The 15,514-nt window shown below is 66.6% G+C and carries 10 protein-coding genes; 5 read left to right on the forward strand and 5 right to left on the reverse strand.

Annotated elements, in window-relative coordinates; genetic code table 11:
* Positions 1-40: 40 nt before the first annotated feature.
* Positions 41-877 (forward strand): ABC transporter ATP-binding protein, encoded by an 837-nt coding sequence (locus HL671_RS18130; protein ID WP_012041643.1) that lies wholly within the window; start codon positions 41-43, stop codon positions 875-877.
* Positions 874-1,692 carry an ABC transporter permease gene (locus HL671_RS18135; protein ID WP_172237234.1) on the forward strand — a complete coding sequence of 273 codons (819 nt, stop codon included), beginning with the start codon at positions 874-876 and terminating at the stop codon, positions 1,690-1,692. Before HL671_RS18130 ends, HL671_RS18135 begins: the two co-directional genes overlap by 4 nt.
* Before the next feature lie 228 nt (positions 1,693-1,920).
* Here the strand turns inward: HL671_RS18135 and HL671_RS18140 are convergent, their stop codons facing one another.
* The gene (locus tag HL671_RS18140) at positions 1,921-3,369 is read right to left on the reverse strand and encodes a glutamate synthase subunit beta (RefSeq protein ID WP_012041645.1); all 1,449 of its coding nucleotides are present in this window, start codon (positions 3,367-3,369) and stop codon (positions 1,921-1,923) included.
* 374 nt (positions 3,370-3,743) lie between these two features.
* The gene (gltB, locus tag HL671_RS18145; RefSeq protein ID WP_012041646.1) at positions 3,744-8,480 is read right to left on the reverse strand and encodes a glutamate synthase large subunit; all 4,737 of its coding nucleotides are present in this window, start codon (positions 8,478-8,480) and stop codon (positions 3,744-3,746) included.
* Positions 8,481-9,052: 572 nt separating this feature from the next.
* Between gltB and HL671_RS18150 the strand changes: the two genes are divergently transcribed.
* Positions 9,053-10,102 (forward strand): hypothetical protein, encoded by a 1,050-nt coding sequence (locus HL671_RS18150; RefSeq protein WP_172237236.1) that lies wholly within the window; start codon positions 9,053-9,055, stop codon positions 10,100-10,102.
* Between the two features lie 309 nt (positions 10,103-10,411).
* Here HL671_RS18150 and HL671_RS18155 read toward each other — a convergent pair whose 3' ends face one another.
* Positions 10,412-10,891, reverse strand: coding sequence for an Hsp20 family protein (locus tag HL671_RS18155; RefSeq protein ID WP_012041648.1), 480 nt, complete (start codon positions 10,889-10,891; stop codon positions 10,412-10,414).
* Positions 10,892-11,081: 190 nt separating this feature from the next.
* On the opposite strand from HL671_RS18155, the gene HL671_RS18160 reads away from it, so the two are divergent.
* The gene (locus HL671_RS18160; RefSeq protein WP_172237238.1) at positions 11,082-12,029 is read left to right on the forward strand and encodes an alpha/beta fold hydrolase; all 948 of its coding nucleotides are present in this window, start codon (positions 11,082-11,084) and stop codon (positions 12,027-12,029) included.
* Positions 12,030-12,111: 82 nt separating this feature from the next.
* Positions 12,112-12,960, forward strand: a complete 849-nt coding sequence (locus tag HL671_RS18165; protein ID WP_172237241.1) for a tetratricopeptide repeat protein — start codon at positions 12,112-12,114, stop codon at positions 12,958-12,960.
* Here HL671_RS18165 and HL671_RS18170 read toward each other — a convergent pair.
* Positions 12,950-13,660, reverse strand: coding sequence for a hypothetical protein (locus HL671_RS18170; protein WP_172237244.1), 711 nt, complete (start codon positions 13,658-13,660; stop codon positions 12,950-12,952). The two genes, HL671_RS18165 and HL671_RS18170, sit on opposite strands and share 11 nt — an antisense overlap.
* A 114-nt stretch (positions 13,661-13,774) precedes the next feature.
* Positions 13,775-15,382 (reverse strand): sensor histidine kinase, encoded by a 1,608-nt coding sequence (locus HL671_RS18175; RefSeq protein ID WP_172237247.1) that lies wholly within the window; start codon positions 15,380-15,382, stop codon positions 13,775-13,777.
* Positions 15,383-15,514 lie beyond the last annotated feature (132 nt).

Here is a 15,514-nt window from a genome sequence, read left to right on the forward strand (position 1 = left end):
CGCGAGCGAGATGAAGATCAGGTCCGCGACCTGAAGGAGCATGTGGATGGGCGCGGCGATCAGTGTGCGCAATGTGAGCAAGAGCTACAGCCTCAACCAAGGCGGCCGCTTCGTCGCGCTCGGCAATGTGTCGTTCGAGGTCCGGCCCGGCGAATTCCTGGTGCTGGTCGGCCCGAGTGGCTGCGGCAAGACCACGCTGCTCGATCTGATCGACGGGCTGAGCTTGGCCGACGGGGGCTCGATTCTCATCGACTGCGTTCCGGTCAAGGGGCCGGGGCTCGATCGCGGCATCGTGTTCCAGCAATACGCGCTGTTTCCCTGGAAGACCGCGAAGGGCAACATCGAGTTCGGCCTGGAAGCGCGCGGCGTGCCGAAGGCGGAGCGCGCCGCGCGTGCGGCGCATTTTCTCGATCTCGTCGACCTCGCCGATTTCGGCGATCGCTATCCGCATCAGCTGTCTGGCGGAATGAAGCAGCGCATCGCCATCGCTCGGGCGCTGTCCTATGACCCGGAGGTGCTGCTGATGGACGAGCCGTTCGCCGCACTCGACGCGCAGACACGTGAGCGACTGCAGGACGAAACCCTTCGCATCTGGCGGCAGACCGGCAAGACCATCGTCTTCATTACGCACTCGATCGACGAGGCGGTCTATCTCGGCCAGCGCGTGCTGGTGATGGCCGCCGGCCCGGGGCGCATCGTCGCCGACATCGCGATCGATATCGACCGCGGCGCCGACGATCTGCGCGCGACGCCCGAATTCGTCGCGCTCCGTCATCGCATCTGGCAGCTGTTCCATCCGGAGGCGACGGCCGCCGCGCGCGTGGTGCGCGATGGCGTCCGGCAGTCCACCGCAAGCGAGGAGAGCCGCGCGTCATGAGCACCTCGGTCGACCGGCTGGTCGAAGCCTCTGGGTCGTCGGGGCCGGGCCATTTCGCGCGCCGCGCGGCGCGGCTGCTGCGCGGGACAGTGGCGATCTTCGCCTTCCTGGCCGCATGGGAAATCCTGCCGCGCCTCGGGCTCGTCGATACCACCTTCCTCCCGCCGTTCTCGACGGCGCTGTCCGCCTTCGTCGAGATGGCGCGCAGCGGTGAGCTTGTGGAGCATCTCGCAGCCAGCGCCGGCCGCGCCTTCTCTGGCCTGATCCTCGCCGTTGCCGTCGGCGTGCCGCTCGGGCTCGTCATCGGCTGGTACCGTTCGGTGGCGGAGATTCTCAATCCGCTGCTCGAACTGTTCCGCAACACCGCGCCGCTGGCGCTGCTCCCGGTGTTCGTCCTCATGCTCGGCATGGGCGAGGTATCGAAGGTGGCGATGGTGTTCTACGCCTGTCTCTGGCCGATCCTGCTCAACACCGTGGCTGGCGCGCGCGAGGTCGATCCGCTGCTGATCCGCTCCGCACGCTCGATGGCGTTATCGCAGACCCGGCTGTTCACGCGCGTGGTGGTGCCGGCCTCGCTGCCGTCGATCTTCACCGGCATCCGCATCGCCGGCGCCTATTCGATCCTGGTGCTGATCGCAGCCGAAATGGTCGGGGCGAAGGCCGGGCTCGGCTATCTCGTCAACTATGCGCAGTTCACGTTCGAAATCCCTAAGATGTACGCGGGCATCGTCACGCTTTCGCTGCTCGGGCTGGTCCTGAACGAGGTGCTGGTGCTCGCGGAACGGCGGCTCACCGCCTGGAAGGGCGACGCGTAGCCGCCTCTGCACGTGTGCAGCGACATCAGTTACTCCGTCATGCCCGGGCCTTTCCCGGGCATCCACGTCGTTCCCAGCATGCGGAAGAACGTGGTTGGCCGGGACAAACCCGGCCATGGCGACATGGAGAGAGACGAGCGCAAAACGGCGGCCAGCAAATGGGATCAACCTGCCTTAGGCGGGGAGACCATCTCCGCCGTGGCGTGGTCGCCAACAAACCGTCGACGCTCAGCGCGGCAGGTCGGTCTTGCCCATCAGGAACTTGTCGACCGCCTGGGCGCATAGCCGGCCCTCGCGGATCGCCCAGACGACCAGCGACTGGCCGCGGCGCATGTCGCCGGCGGAGAACACCTTCGGCAGCGAGGTCTGGTAGTCGGTCAGGTTGGCCTTGACGTTGCCGCGCGGGTCGAGGTCGACGCCGAGGCTCTTGAGCAGGCCCTCATGCACCGGATGGACGAAGCCCATCGCCAGCAGGACGAGATCGGCTGCCAGCACGAACTCGGTGCCCGGGATCGGCTTGAACTGTGCGTCGACGCGGACGCAATGCAGCTTCTTGACGACGCCGTTCTCGCCTTCGAACTTCTGCGTCAGCACCGCGAATTCGCGCACCGCGCCTTCGGCCTGGCTCGACGAGGTCCGCATCTTCAAGGGCCAGTTCGGCCAGGTCAGCGCCTTGTTCTCGCGCTCCGGCGGCGCCGGCATGATCTCGAGCTGGGTGACCGACAGCGCGCCCTGGCGCAGCGAGGTGCCGATGCAGTCAGAGCCGGTGTCGCCGCCGCCGATCACGACGACATGCTTGCCGCCGGCGAGAATCTCGGTGGTGTTGACCGGCTCGTTGCCGACGCGGCGGTTCTGCTGCGGCAGGAAGTCCATCGCGTAGTGGATGCCGGCGAGATCGCGGCCGGGGATCGGCAGGTCGCGCGGCGCCTCGGCGCCGCCGGTCAGCGCCACGGCGTCGTAATCCTTCAGCAGGGTCTTGGCATCGAGGCCATCCTTGCCGCCGACATTGACGCCGTAATGGAAGGTCACGCCTTCGCCTTCCATCTGCGCGATGCGGCGGTCGATGATGCCCTTCTCCATCTTGAAGTCGGGAATGCCGTAGCGCAGCAGGCCGCCGGCCTTGGCGTTCTTCTCAAAGACGTGGACATCGTGACCGGCGCGCGCCAGCTGCTGCGCGGCAGCGAGGCCGGCGGGGCCGGCGCCGACGATGGCGACCTTCTTGCCGGTCTTGACCGCGGCCGGCTCCGGCTTGAGCCAGCCGTTCTCCCAGGCCTTGTCGACGATCGCGCATTCGATCGTCTTGATAGTCACCGGATTGTCGTCGATGTTCAACGTGCACGATGCCTCGCAGGGGGCAGGGCAGATGCGGCCGGTGAACTCCGGGAAGTTGTTGGTCGAGTGCAGGTTGCGCGCGGCCTCTTCCCAGTTGCCGTTGTAGACGAGGTCGTTCCAGTCCGGGATCTGGTTGTTGACCGGGCAGCCGGTGGTGCCCGGCGCGGCCGAGCCGGTGCCGTGGCAATAGGGGATGCCGCAATTCATGCAGCGCGCCGCCTGGTCGCGCAGCTCCTTCTCGGAGAGCGGCACCACGAACTCGTTGAAGTTCTTCAGCCGCTCGGCAACCGGCGCATACTTGCGATCGTGCCGCTCGATTTCGAGAAAACCTGTGACCTTGCCCATGATCTACGACGTCCCTGACTGCTCGGGCCTCATTGTTCGGATCGGTTGCTTTCGCACCGCCTCACCTTGAGGGATTTCCTCTGTGCTTCCCCTCACCCTGAGGAGCGGCGCCTTCGCCGCGTCTCGAAGGGTGAGGCCTCGACCTCGGCCTCATGGTTCGAGACGGCGCTTTGGCGCCTCCTCACCATGAGGAGTTTGCTTCCCGCTTCTCCTCACCCTGAGGAGCGGCGCTTGCGCCGCGTCTCGAAGGGCGAGGCCCGTCTGCTTCTCAGTCGTCATTGCGAGGAGCGGAGCGACGAAGCAATTCAGACATTCTGTTTGGCCCTGGATTGCTTCGCTGCGCTCGCAATGACGTCCTTGGTTACTGCCGTGCCTCAAGCCCCGATCGCGATCTTCGGCTCGGCGTCGGCCTTGGCCGCGAGCTCGCGAAGCGCGCGGCGGTACTCGACCGGCATCACCTTGCGGAACTTCGGTGCGTAGTCCTTCCAGTTCGCCAGGATGTCGGCGGCGCGCTTGGAACCGGTGGCCTTGGCGTGGCGCGAGATCAGGACGTGCAGGCGCTCGACGTCGGACGCCAGCAGGTTCTTGAACACGTCGACCCGGCCATGCGCCTCGAGGTCGCCCATCTGGTGATAGGTGTCCTCGGCGATCATCTCCTCCGACAGCACAGGCTCGAGCTCGACCATCGCCATGTTGCAATGCTTGTCGAAGTCACCGGCCTCGTCGAGCACATAGGCGACGCCGCCCGACATGCCCGCGGCGAAGTTGCGCCCGGTCTTGCCGAGCACGACGACGATGCCGCCGGTCATGTATTCGCAGCAATGGTCGCCCGCGCCCTCGACGACGGCGACCGCGCCCGAGTTACGGACCGCGAAGCGCTCGCCGGCAATGCCGCGGAAGAAGCACTCGCCGGAGATGGCGCCGTACATCACGGTGTTGCCGACGATAATCGACTCCTCCGGCACGATGCCGGAATTGCGCGGCGGCTTGACGATGATGCGGCCGCCCGACAGGCCCTTGCCGACATAGTCGTTGCCTTCGCCTTCGAGCTCGAAGGTGACGCCGTTCGCGAGCCAGGCGCCGAACGCCTGGCCGGCGGTGCCCTTCAGGCTGACATGGATCGTGTCCTGCGGCAGGCCGGCATGGCCGTAGATCTTGGCCACCGCGCCGGAGAGCATCGCGCCCGCCGAACGGTCGGTGTTATTGATCTCGGCCTCGATCTTGACCGGCGCGCCGCGGTCGAGCGCGGGACGCGCCTGCTCGATCAGCCTGCGGTCGAGCACGGCTTCGAGATGGTGGTCCTGCTTCTCGGCGTGATGGATCTTCTGGCCCGGCTCCGCCTTCTGCTTCACGAACAGCTTGGAGAAGTCGAGGCCCTTGGCCTTCCAATGTGCCACCAGCCGGGACTGGTCGAGCATCTGCGTCTGGCCGACCATCTCGTTGAAGCTGCGATAGCCGAGCGCGGCCATGATCTCGCGGACTTCCTCGGCGACGAAGAAGAAGTAGTTGATGACGTGCTCGGGCTGGCCGGTGAAGCGCTTGCGCAGCACCGGGTCCTGGGTGGCGACGCCGACCGGGCAGGTGTTGAGGTGGCACTTGCGCATCATGATGCAGCCGGCCGCGATCAGCGGCGCGGTGGCGAAGCCGAACTCGTCAGCGCCGAGCAGGGCGCCGATCACGACGTCACGTCCGGTGCGGAAGCCGCCGTCGACCTGGACGACGATGCGGCTACGCAGCCGCTCGCGCACCAGGGTCTGATGCGTCTCGGCCAGGCCGATCTCCCACGGCGATCCCGCATGCTTGATCGAGGTGAGGGGAGAGGCACCGGTGCCGCCCTCGAAGCCCGCGATCGTAACATGGTCGGCCCGCGCCTTGGCGACGCCTGCAGCAACCGTGCCGACGCCGACCTCGGAGACGAGCTTCACCGAGACCTGACCGTCGGGATTGACGTTCTTCAGGTCGTAGATGAGCTGCGCGAGATCCTCGATCGAATAGATGTCGTGATGCGGCGGCGGCGAGATCAGGCCGACGCCCGGAGTCGAGTGGCGCACCTTGGCGATGGTGGCGTCGACCTTATGGCCAGGCAGCTGGCCGCCTTCGCCGGGCTTGGCGCCCTGCGCCATCTTGATCTGCATCATGTCGGAGTTGACGAGATATTCCGTCGTCACGCCGAACCGGCCCGAGGCGACCTGCTTGATCGCCGAGCGCATGGAATCGCCGTTGGGCAGCGGCTTGAAGCGATCAGCCTCCTCGCCGCCTTCGCCGGTGTTCGACTTGCCGCCGATCCGGTTCATGGCGATCGCGAGCGTGGTGTGCGCCTCGCGCGAGATCGAGCCGAAGCTCATCGCGCCCGTAGCGAAGCGCTTGACGATCTCCTTGGCCGGCTCGACCTCGTCGAGCGGCACCGGCTTGCGCTTGTCGTCCTCGGCCGACTTGATCCGGAACAGGCCGCGCAGCGTCAGCAGCCGCTCGGACTGCTCGTTGAGCAGTTTTGCAAATGCCTGGTAGCGGTCCTTCGAATTGCCGCGCACGGCATGCTGGAGCGTCGCGACGGACTCAGCGGTCCAGGCGTGGTCCTCGCCGCGGGTGCGGTAGGCATATTCGCCGCCGACGTCGAGCGCGGTCTTGTAGACCAGCGCGTCGCCGAACGCGTCGCGGTGACGGCGCGTGGTCTCCTCGGCGATCTCGGCCAGGCCGACGCCTTCGATGCGGGTGTGGGTGCCGTAGAAGAACTTCTGCACGAACTCGGCCTTGAGGCCGACCGCGTCGAAGATCTGCGCACCGCAATAGGATTGGTAGGTCGAGATGCCCATCTTCGACATGACCTTGAGCAGGCCCTTGCCGATCGACTTGATGTAGCGCTTGACGACCTCGTAGTCGCTCAGCGCGCCCGGCAGCTTGTCCTTGAGCGCGATGATGGTCTCGAACGCCAGATACGGATTGATCGCCTCCGCGCCATAGCCGGCCAGACAGGCGAAGTGATGCACCTCGCGCGGCTCACCGGATTCAACGACCAGGCCGACCGAGGTGCGCAGGCCGGTGCGGATCAGATGGTGATGCACGGCGGCGCAGGCCAGCAGCGACGGAATCGGAATCCGCTGCGCCGACACCATGCGGTCGGACAGGATGATGATGTTGACGCCCTCGCGCACCGCGGCCTCGGCGCGGCCGCAGAGATCGTCGAGCACCTGCTCGAAGCCGGCCGCGCCCAGGCTCGCATCGAACGTGGTGTCGAGCGTGCGCGAGACGAAGTGGCTGTCCGACACCTCCGAGATCGAGCGGATCTTCTCGAGGTCCGCGTCGGTCAGGATCGGCTGGTGCACTTCGAGCCGCTTGGTCGAGGCGACGCCTTCGAGGTCGAAGAGGTTCGGCCTGGGACCGATGATCGAGACCAGGCTCATCACCAGTTCCTCGCGGATCGGGTCGATCGGCGGGTTGGTGACCTGGGCGAAGTTCTGCTTGAAGTAGGTGAACAGCAGCTTCGGCTTGTCCGACAGCGCCGAGATCGGCGCGTCGTTGCCCATCGAGCCCGTCGCCTCCTCGCCGGTGGCGGCCATCGGCGTCATCAGGATGTTGATGTCCTCGGCCGTGTAGCCGAACGCCTGCTGCCGATCCAGGAGCGGCAGGTTGGTGCGCGCGCCCGTGGTCGGCGCGTCCGGCAGCTTCTCGACCTGGATCTGCGTGCGGGCGAGCCACTCGGTGTAGGGATGGCTGGCGGCGAGCTGCGCCTTGATCTCGTCATCCGGGATCAGGCGGCCCTGTTCGAGGTCGACCAGCAGCATCTTGCCCGGCTGCAGCCGCCACTTGGTGACGATCTGGTCCTCCGGGATCTTCAGCACGCCCATTTCGGACGCCATCACGATGCGGTCGTCCTTGGTGACGAGATAGCGCGCCGGCCGCAGGCCGTTGCGGTCGAGCGTGGCGCCGATCTGGCGGCCGTCGGTGAAGGCGATCGCGGCGGGGCCGTCCCACGGCTCCATCAGCGCGGCGTGATATTCGTAGAACGACCGGCGCTCCTCGCTCATGAGCGGATTGCCGGCCCAGGCCTCCGGGATCATCATCATGACGGCGTGCGGCAGCGAGTAGCCGCCCTGCACCAGGAATTCGAGCGCGTTGTCGAAGCAGGCGGTGTCGGACTGGCCTTCATAGGAGATCGGCCAGAGCCGGCTGATGTCCTTGCCGAACAGCTCCGACGACACCGACGCCTGCCGCGCCGCCATCCAGTTGACGTTGCCGCGCAGGGTGTTGATCTCGCCGTTATGCGCGATCATCCGGTAGGGATGCGCCAGCGACCAGGTCGGGAAGGTGTTGGTCGAGAAGCGCTGATGCACCAGCGCCAGCGCGCTCTCGAAGTCGGGCTCGTGCAGGTCGGCGTAGTACTTGCCGAGCTGGTCGGCCAGGAACATGCCCTTGTAGATCACGGTCCGGCACGACATCGAGCACGGGTAATAGCCCGACATGCCGCGGTCGCGGCGCTGATAGATCGCCTGCGAGATCGACTTGCGCAGGATGTAGAGCTTGCGCTCGAATTCGTCCTCGGTCTTGGCGGCGCCGTTGCGGCCGATGAACACCTGCATGCTGCGCGGCTCGGTCGGCTTGACCGTCACGCCGAGCGAGGAGTTGTCGGTCGGCACGTCGCGCCAGCCGAGCAACACCAGGCCTTCCTCCTCGATCTGGTCGGCGATGATGCTCTTGATGACGTTCCGCCAGGCCTCGTCGCGCGGCATGAACAGCGCGCCGATGGCGTATTCGCCCGGAGCAGGCAGGGTGAAGCCGAGCTCCTTGGCCTTGCGGGCGAAGAAGGCGTGCGGGATCTGCACCAGGATGCCGGCGCCGTCGCCGAACCGCGGATCGGCGCCGACGGCGCCGCGATGCTCGAGATTGCACAGGATGCTCAGCGCATCCGCAACGATCTGGTGCGACTTCTGGCCCTTGATGTTGGCGATGAAGCCGACGCCGCAGGAATCCTTCTCCTGCGAGGGGTCATAGAGACCCTCGGCGTCGGGGCGCCACGTATGCAATTCGCGGGTGATCTCGGCCGGTTTTTCGTGCGAATCCGCAGCCAGCACCGCGCCGCCCAACTTTCCGTGCTCGACCTTCGATCCGCTCATATCCGTCCCCATAAATTAATGGTCAGGGCCTTCACCACAGTTCCGGTATCGTCCGGCGCACCCGGGGCGCTGCGCGGACCCCTCTCCGGGGCCAACGCTCGTCCTTCTCAGCGAGCCGCATTTGCAGAGTTCAAGCCAGGGTCCGGGTGACAAAGTCCCCGCCAGACAGCCACGGCCTGTTCATGTCGCAGCGCCCAGGTGTCCCCAGCAGGTGTCCCCAGCGGGTGTCCCAAGGGCGCAGTAACATCATTGCAAAGTCTCACTCACCTTTGCAACGAAATTTTAGACAGCAATTCTGTCCTAACCCGCTCAATGCCAAAGTTCATGCTAGCACACAAGGGCGGCCGAGTCCCCCGGCCGCCCTTTGCGGCAGCACAGAAATCCCAGACAATCTGCCGTGCGCGGAACGCCCCGTGGACTGCGGCCGATCACGCGCCGCGCGCGATTTCGACACCCGTCGCCGCGATCCCGCCTTCTCTCCGACCCAGGACCGCCGGAATCACGGCCGAACGTCGCGCCACTTGAGAGAAGCGAACAGCTTCACGTGCGGGGGCATGCAGGAGCTTTGAGCCATGAAGTTGCTAGTTGGAGCCGTGTCAGCCTCGTTGCTTGCGGCCTTTGCCGCGCAGGCCGAGCCGTTTGGCCCGGCCGGAGCGAGGGCGCCCTATACAGCTGTCTCCGATATCGATGAGCCCTATCAGGATCTGCCGCCCCCGCCGGCCGCGGTCCCCGCGCCACCGCGCTACGGCTATGGCCCCGGCGCCGATTATGGCTATCGCGATCAGCGCTACACGCCGCCAGCGCCGGTCTACCGCCAGGACGGCTACCAGCCGGATTATGGCTATGCGCCGGCATTCCTGCCGGTGCACGAGGTCTATGCCATCCTGCGCGACAACGGCTTCTCGCCGTTGGGCGCGCCGCGGCAGCGCGGCAATGTCTATGTCGTGGCGGTGCTCGATCGCGACGGTGAGGACGGCAAGCTGGTGGTCGATGCTCGGTCGGGGCGCATCATCCGCTTCGTTCCGGCCTTCCAGTGGGGCGAGCAGTATGAGCGGATGCGCTACGAGCCGGCGCCGCGCGGCGGCCTCGACCGGCTGCCGCCTCCGACGGTGATCCGCGCCGATCCGCGGCTGGCGCCGCCCATTCCGGCCGCACCGCGCATCGCGACCGCCGCAGCCCCGCAGCAACCGCCGCGGGGCGCCGCGCCGGCTGTCCGTCCCGCGGCGCCCTCGCCGCAGACCGCCGCGCTCGCGCCGAAGCCGGCCGAGGCTCCCAGGCCGGCTGCGTCCCGGCCGGCCGACATCAAGCCGGCGGACGCCAAGCCTGTCGACGTAAAGCCGGCCGAGACGAGGCCGGTCGAGGCCAAAATCGAGCAGCCCAAGGCAGAGCAGCCCAAAGCGAGCGAGAACAAGCCGGTTGAGGCCAAGGCACCGGAGACAAAGGCACCGGAGACGAAGGCAACGGAGACCAAGGCATCAGAGACCAAGCCTTCAGATGCGAAGCCCCTCCAGTCGGCAGCGGCTGCCCCGCAGACGACCGGTTCCATCACCGCGGCCCCCGCCAGGCCGGCCCCGCAGATCCTGCCGACGGCAAAGATGCCGCCGGCCCAGGGGCTGGATTAGACGTCGGCTGGATGAGACGTCGCCGGGAGGCTGTCGGCCCCCGCTGTTGCCCCAGCCCCAATTGTCGTCGCCCGGCTTGACCGGGCGATCCAGTCAACACTGGGGCCTCACCTTGCTCATGACGGTCTCGGAATACCGGATGCCCGCCTTCGCGGGCAGGACGGCTGGCTGCAGAGCGAGGGCGCCGAAAACGTCACCATTGTTTCAGGACGCCGGCCGCGCCACGCTGGTGAGGGCAAAGGGCGCTTCGCTATAAAAAACGCCCCGGTTTCCCGGGGCGTTGATATTCCTGACGAGCTGGTGGGCCGGTTACGCGGCGGCCTTCGCGGCCGAGCCCTCGATGGCCGGCTGCTCGGAGCCTTGCGCGTTCGTCGAGATCGGAATCGACCGCGGCTTCTTGGCCTCGGGGATCTCGCGCACGAGGTCGACATGGAGCAGGCCGTTTTCGAGGCTGGCGTTCTTTACCACCACATGGTCGGCGAGCTGGAAGCTCCGCTCGAAGGCCCGGGCGGCGATGCCGCGATACAGCACCTCAGCCTTCTTGCCGTTCTCGTTGGCGGCCTTCTCGCCCTTGATCGTCAGCGTGTTTTCCTTCGCGACGAGGGAGAGCTCATCCTTGCCAAAGCCGGAAACGGCGACGGTGATGCGGTAGGCGTTCTCACCGGTGCGCTCGATATTGTAGGGCGGATAGCCGGGGCTGGGCTCGGCGGTCGCCTGGTCGAGCAGCGAGAACAGACGGTCGAAACCGACGGTGGAACGATAGAACGGGGTGAGATCGTAGGTACGCATGGTCAAGTCCTCCATTGAGCGACTGTTTGGCTAACCCGCCCGCCATCGGGCCGGGCTGTCGTGCAGCCTGACGGCCTGCACGAATTCGATATGGGGCGATCGTTTGAGCTTTCAAGCCGCCCAAAACCGGCTCTTTTTGCCGTTCCGCCCCTTGATTCCCGGCGCCTTTCACCTATTCGATGGACGCCTCATGACGCTCGTCTCGATTCCCGCCAATCCTGTCCCCGAAAACGCCACCGCCGGCACCATCAAGACTCCCGATGGTGCCGAGCTGCGCTTTGCGCGCTGGGCGCCGCCGTCCGGACGCAAGGGCACGGTCTGCGTATTCACCGGCCGCAGCGAGATGATCGAGAAGTATTTCGAGACCGTGCGCGATCTGCGCGACCGCGGCTTTGCGGTCGCCATCATCGACTGGCGCGGCCAGGGCCATTCGTCGCGGCGGTTGCGCGATTCCCGCAAGGGCTATGTGCGCTCCTTCTCCGACTACGAGCTCGACGTTGAGACCTTCGTCACCCAGGTCGTGCTACCGGATTGTCCGCCGCCCTACTTCGCGCTGGCGCATTCGATGGGCGGCACCGTGTTGCTCAGGCTCGCGCATGCCGGCAAGCGCTGGTTCGACCGCGTGGTGCTGTCGGCGCCGATGATCGACCTGCCGGGCAACCGCACCGCGCTGCCGGCGCGGCTGCTGCTGCGCGTGATGCGCATCGCCGGGCAGGGCGGCCGCACCGTGCCGGGCGGCTCGGACGAGATCAGCGGGCTCGCGCCCTTCGTCAACAATCCGCTGACGTCGGATCCGGTCCGCTATGCGCGCAACGCCGCGATCATCGAGGAGGATCCGACGCTCGGGATCGCCTCGCCGACGGTGGCCTGGGCCGACGCCGCCTTTTCGGCGATGATGACCTTTCGCGGCATGACCTATCCTTCGCAGATCCGCCAGCCGATCCTGATGCTGGCGGCCTCCAGCGATACCGTGGTGTCGACCGCGGCAATCGAGGAGTTCGCCTATCATCTGCGGGCCGGCTCGCATCTCGTCATCGCCGGGGCCAAGCATGAGATCCTGCAGGAGCAGGACCGCTATCGCGCCCAGTTCTGGGCCGCCTTCGACGCCTTCGTTCCGGGCACGCCACTGTTTGGGTGAGCTGCGACGCCGTTGCTGGACACCCTTCTGCCTGCGGGCTAGAGCTATCGGCCGTCCCCCCCTCGCGTTGTAACGGCAGGTCGTGAGCAAGGCGCAGAACAGGTTGCAGGCCCAGGCGCTGCAGGAGGCGATCCAGGCGTTGCGCGGCAGGCAGTTCGCCCGCGCAGAGCAGATCGCGGCTTCTATCCTGCGCACCGCCAAGACGGATCGCGCCGCGCTGCTCGTTCACGCCCATGCGCTGCTCGGGCAGCAGCGCGCCAGCGAGGCGGTTGCGCCGCTCGAGAAGGCGATCCTGCGTGGCAGTGATCCGGAGCTCGAGACGCTGCTCGGCGCCGCCTTATGCGAATCCCGGCGTGGGGCCGACGGCATCGCGCAACTGCGCAAGACGGCGGCGCGCCGTCCGCCGTTTCTGCCGGCATTCCAGGAACTGGCCGGACGGCTCGCCAAATCTGCCGAGCTCACCGAGGCGATCAAGGTCATCGAGGACGCGCTGGCGCTCGCGCCCGACAGCGTCGACCTCAAGCTCGATCTCGGCCGCCTCTGTCTCCAGGCCAATGATCGTGCCCGCGCCCGCGCCAACCTAGTCGCGGCGCGCGAGGCCGCGCCGGGTCGTCCTGACATCCTGGTCGAGCTCGCCTGGGTGCAGTTTCTGGATGGTGACTATGCGGAGGCCGCGGGCACCTACAAGCACGCGCTGGGCCTGCGTCCCGAGGACACGCAGACCCGCGCCAACCTCGCAATGTGCCTGATGGAAATGGGCGACCGCGCCGGGGCCGAGGCGGCGCTGCGCACGGTGGTGCGCGGCCGGCCGCATCTGTTGAGCCGCGCGGCCTACACGATGGTCGTCAGCTCGCATGGCCGCTTCTTCTTCCGGCCGAGCGATGCGGCGAAGTTCCTGCAGGTCGAGGGCGCAGCCGCGCTCAAGCCCTGAACCGCTTGCGATAGACGCCGGTCTCGCGCTTCAAGGCGTCGCGCACCTCATGGATCTCGGCGATCTCCTCCTCGGTGAAAGCCGAGGTCTGCATCGCCCATGCCTGCCGCTTGACCGGGATGCACTGCGCCACCGGCGTGCCTTTCGGCAGCACGCCGCGGAAGGCCGTGTCGTGCCAATGCGCGGGGAAATGCACGAAGCTGTCGTGAAAGCGATCGCTGTCAACCAGTCCGGTGACGGTGGTGAACGGCAGGTCGAAACGGTTGATAGGATGGGTGAACAGTAGCGCCCAGCCCTCCGGCGCCTCGATGGTCCACAGATTGTGAAATTTGAGCAGGAAACGGTCGGCCTCGAACAGCGGCGATCCCGTGACCTGCGCGACGTCGTGGAAGCTGACCGGCGAACGCGGAAAGTCGATCGCGCCGCCCGGCGGCAGTTCGTTGTCCCAGCTGATGCCGCCGTCCTCGACCCTGAGATCGCAGATCAGGGGGATGAGAAAGCCCGTGGTCATCGCGTCGATGAAGGGGGGGCAGCGTTTGACCGTCTGCTCCTCCGCCTGGTTGAGCGCGCTGAACGCGGTCGCCGGCATCGTCTTCACCCAATCCGGCACGCCCATCGGCGCCGGCACCGGCGCCGGAATCAGGCCCTCCAGCTCCGTCGGACAGCGGAATTTCAGGGTGAGGGGATCGGTCTCGGACATCGCGGCGCGGCTCCTCGGTGATCGGCTTGAACATCTACCGAAGCGTGCCGATCGGGCATTGGCAAGCCGTATCTCCGATGCTCGGGGCCGTTCGGCCCGGGGCGGTGCGCAGGCTCAACCGGTCAGCCTCACATCCTTCTCGTCATCGGCCTCGACGCCGAACTGCATCGTGCAGCGCAGGCCGTCGGGATCGAAGTCGAGGTTGACCGACCATCCGGTCTCGGCGCCAAACATGCGCGTGATCATCTTGGTGCCGAAGCCGCGGCGTGTCGGCTTGCGCACCAGCGGCCCATCGCGTTCGATCCAGATCAGGCGGACAATGCCGCTTTCCTGACCAGTCCAGGCAATCTCAAGCTTGCCTGAGGGTGTGGAGAACGCACCGTATTTGGCGGCGTTGGTGCTCAGCTCCTGGATCGTCGCCGACAGCGCCAGGGTCAGCTTTGGCGGCAGCAGCAGGCTGGGGCCGCTGATGGTCAGACGGTCGGGACCGGCATAGGGGGCGAGCGTCCGCTCGACGATCGCCCTCACGTCGGCGCCGACCCAATTGTTCTCCGTCAAGAGATTATAGGCTTCGGACAGCGCGAGAATGCGGCCTTCGAAGGCTGCGACATAGTGGTCGACGTCGCTTGCGCTCGAACGCGACAGGCGCGCGATCGACTGAACGGTGCCGAGCGTGTTCTTGACGCGATGATTGATCTCGTCGAGCAGGTCGCGCTGCTGGCGCAAGGCGCTCGCCAGCTCGCCGCCAACGAGATGGAGCACCTGCTTCATGCGGTTGACCTCGGCGATCCGCCCGATCGTCGGCGAGACGACGCCGTTCTGCAAGCCGGACACGTAGCGCTCGAGGTCGGAGAACTCGGCGAGAAAGCGATGCAGCGGGCCGTCAATGGCCTCGCGCGGCAGCGCGAGGTTGACCGTCCAGCCGCTCTGGTCCGAGCGCAACAAGGACGTGTAGGTGGCGACGCCGGAGCGTGAGATGGCCTTGATCCACCAGGCCGAGACCTGTCCGACGTGGGACCGCACTGCGGGAATGGTCGGCTGTCCGATCAGGTCGTCGCCGTCCAGCAGCGGTCGCCGCGCCAGCAATATTCCCTGCTGGTCGATGATGCTGCCGACCAGCCCTCCCGAGACGTAGTCATCCATCAGGGTCGACAAATAGCGAGGCGAGAGCCCGACATTGAGCGCGTAGCGGATCTGCCCGGCGATCCGCACCGGCACCGCGATGGTGACGATCGGCTGGCCGTCCACCACCGCCTGCTGCAGGCCGGACACCTGCGGACGCCCGGTCTCGATCGCCCGGCGCTCCGCATCGAAGGCTGTGCGCTTCGGCAGCGGCGTCCCCGGATCCAGCCGGGTGTTCACGAGCTGCTGCCCGTCAGGTTCATACAATGCAATCGCCACGCCCCCGATCAGTTTGACCGTGTCGACTGCGTGGCTCCTGAACTCGTCGAATCGACCGGCCGCCAGCAACGGCGACAGCGCCAGGATCTGCAGATCCTCGATGATATTGGCGACCCGCAGCTCGGTCGCATTGCGCATCAGCCGCAGCCGGTCCTCGTACTCGACCTTCCTGGACTGCGAGGACTCGGCGACGAAGTGATAGGCGAGGAACCCCGCGCAGGCTGTGATCGGAATGGAGGTCGCGAGGGCGAGAACAAGAAGGTAGGCTGAGATCGGCCAGCTTCTAAACCTCGCGGCCAACCGCCATTCGCCACCAAACACCCCCGATCTCCTCCCAGCTCTCGCACTCCGCACTACGCATCACGCGTGTCGCGTGCGTTGTTAGTCAGCCCTGCAAGGACAACCGCGGCCGGCCCGGAACCGAACTGCTCACGGAACTTTTGTTCCAGCCCG

This window comes from Bradyrhizobium denitrificans (genome assembly GCF_013179005.1).
Lineage (GTDB): Bacteria > Pseudomonadota > Alphaproteobacteria > Rhizobiales > Xanthobacteraceae > Bradyrhizobium > Bradyrhizobium denitrificans.

Excerpts from the sequence above, each read along its gene's own strand:
- gltB (WP_012041646.1), bottom strand. The coding sequence starts at position 8,480 with ATGAGCGGATCGAAGGTCGAGCACGGAAAGTTGGGCGGCGCGGTGCTG.
- HL671_RS18130 (WP_012041643.1), top strand. The coding sequence starts at position 41 with ATGTGGATGGGCGCGGCGATCAGTGTGCGCAATGTGAGCAAGAGCTAC.
- HL671_RS18160 (WP_172237238.1), top strand. The coding sequence starts at position 11,082 with ATGACGCTCGTCTCGATTCCCGCCAATCCTGTCCCCGAAAACGCCACC.
- HL671_RS18135 (WP_172237234.1), top strand. The coding sequence starts at position 874 with ATGAGCACCTCGGTCGACCGGCTGGTCGAAGCCTCTGGGTCGTCGGGG.
- HL671_RS18150 (WP_172237236.1), top strand. The coding sequence starts at position 9,053 with ATGAAGTTGCTAGTTGGAGCCGTGTCAGCCTCGTTGCTTGCGGCCTTT.
- HL671_RS18170 (WP_172237244.1), bottom strand. The coding sequence starts at position 13,660 with ATGTCCGAGACCGATCCCCTCACCCTGAAATTCCGCTGTCCGACGGAG.
- HL671_RS18155 (WP_012041648.1), bottom strand. The coding sequence starts at position 10,891 with ATGCGTACCTACGATCTCACCCCGTTCTATCGTTCCACCGTCGGTTTC.
- HL671_RS18140 (WP_012041645.1), bottom strand. The coding sequence starts at position 3,369 with ATGGGCAAGGTCACAGGTTTTCTCGAAATCGAGCGGCACGATCGCAAG.